The sequence below is a fragment of the Thiomicrorhabdus sp. ZW0627 genome (assembly GCF_029767005.1).
In the GTDB taxonomy this organism is placed as follows: domain Bacteria; phylum Pseudomonadota; class Gammaproteobacteria; order Thiomicrospirales; family Thiomicrospiraceae; genus Thiomicrorhabdus.
Genome location: NZ_JARUQR010000016.1, coordinates 1 through 1737, shown reverse-complemented (window position 1 = coordinate 1737; position 1737 = coordinate 1). Strand labels below are relative to the sequence as shown.

Below are 1737 nucleotides of genomic sequence, written 5' to 3'. Positions count from 1 at the left end.
GGCATTTTCCTCGTGTTGTATATCCTAAGAAGCGTAGTGCGTCCGATCAACGAAATGAAAGGCGTGATGGAAGACATCGTCGCCGACGGCGACTTCAAACGTCAGTTGGAAGTCAGCTCGCAAGATGAAATCGGTCTGGCATTGACCTCTTTCAACCAAATGCTGAAAACCCTGGAAGAATCTCTGGAAGAAACCGGTGAAGTGGTTCTGGCGTTATCGCAAGGGGATTTCTCAAAACGCATCAACGGCGACTATGTTGGAACCCTGAATGAAGTGAAGCAGGGCGTGAACACCTCCGTCGAACAAGTCGCCAACACTATGCAGGAACTGAGCAAGCTAATGCAGTCCATGTCTCAAGGTGACTTCAAGGCACAATTCCGTGCCGATGTGAAAGGTGAATTCCGCAGCATGGCCGACAATGCGATGAACACCGTCACTGCACTGGATCAGATCATTTCCGAAGTCAACGACATCATGACCCAAGTGGTACAAGGTCGTTTCGAAGGTCGTGTTGCGGCGGATGCTCAAGGTGATCTGGCGACTCTGAAAGCCTCGATCAACAGTACCTTGACTAACTTAGAAGACGTGATCGGCAACATCAAAGAAGTACTAAGTGCCCAGGCCGAAGGTGACTTCAACCAGAAAGTCACCGTTGCTTGTGAAGGTCAGCTGAAAGAGCTGAGCGAAAGCATCGAGTTCACCGCCGGCAAAGTCATGCAGGTTGTAACGCAAATCAGTCAAAGTACCGAAGTGGTGTCCTCAGCCGCCAGCGAACTGGCGCAAGGATCCAGTGACCTGTCTTCGCGTGTTCAGCAGCAGGCCGCCGCCTTGGAAGAGACCTCCGCCACCATGGATGAAATGGCCTCGACCGTAACCCAGAACACCGAAAACGCTTTGCAGGCCGCCGATATTTCTCAGCAGGCCAGTAAAGAAGCCGCACAAGGTATGTCGGTGATGAAACAGACGATTGAAGCCATGAACGGCATCAAAGAGTCCAGCCACAAAATTGCCGATATCGTCACCCTGATTGACGGCATTGCATTCCAGACCAACCTATTGGCCTTGAACGCCGCGGTTGAAGCCGCCCGAGCCGGTGATCACGGTCGTGGTTTTGCCGTAGTAGCCGGTGAAGTTCGAGCTCTGGCACAAAAGTCTGCCGAAGCGGCTAAAGACATTAAGACCCTGATTGAAGAGAGTGTGGATCGAGTTGAAAACGGAAGCCGTCTGGCCGAAGACTCCGGTCAATCGCTTGAATCGATCACCGGTGTCATTCACCAGGTCAATGAAATGCTGGGCCACATTGCCCAGGCTTCTGAAGAACAGTCGACCGGTGTTGAACAAGTCAACAAAGCCGTCACCGACATCGACCAGATGACTCAGCAGAACGCCGCACTGGTAGAAGAGTCTGCCTCTGCTTCCGAAGAGTTGACCGAGCAGGCGGATGAAATGCGCATGGCAGTCAGCTTCTTCAAGATCGAAGGCATGAGCCATACGCATGTGGCTGCAAGCTTAGCGAAAGCGCCTATGGCAGAATCGAAGCCGGAGCCTAAGCAGGAAACGAAACCGGAACCGAAGCCATCTACTGTGTTGCTTGAGAAGGTGACTGCAACAAAACCAAAAGCGGCTGAGAAACCTTCCGTTCAGGAAGACGACGGCGAGTGGGCGACGTTTTAATGTTCTGAACTGAAAAGTTAGATGTGAACTTGAAAGGGGGCTTAATGCCCCTTTTTTATTGTC

Annotated in this window: 1 protein-coding gene; it reads left to right on the top strand. The window is 51.9% G+C overall.

The genetic code is table 11. From position 1 onward, the window contains the following. Nucleotides 1–1674: methyl-accepting chemotaxis protein (locus tag QCB45_RS11475; RefSeq protein ID WP_279421190.1), on the top strand; the 1674-nt coding region annotated here is incomplete at its 5' end. Nucleotides 1675–1737 lie beyond the last annotated feature (63 nt).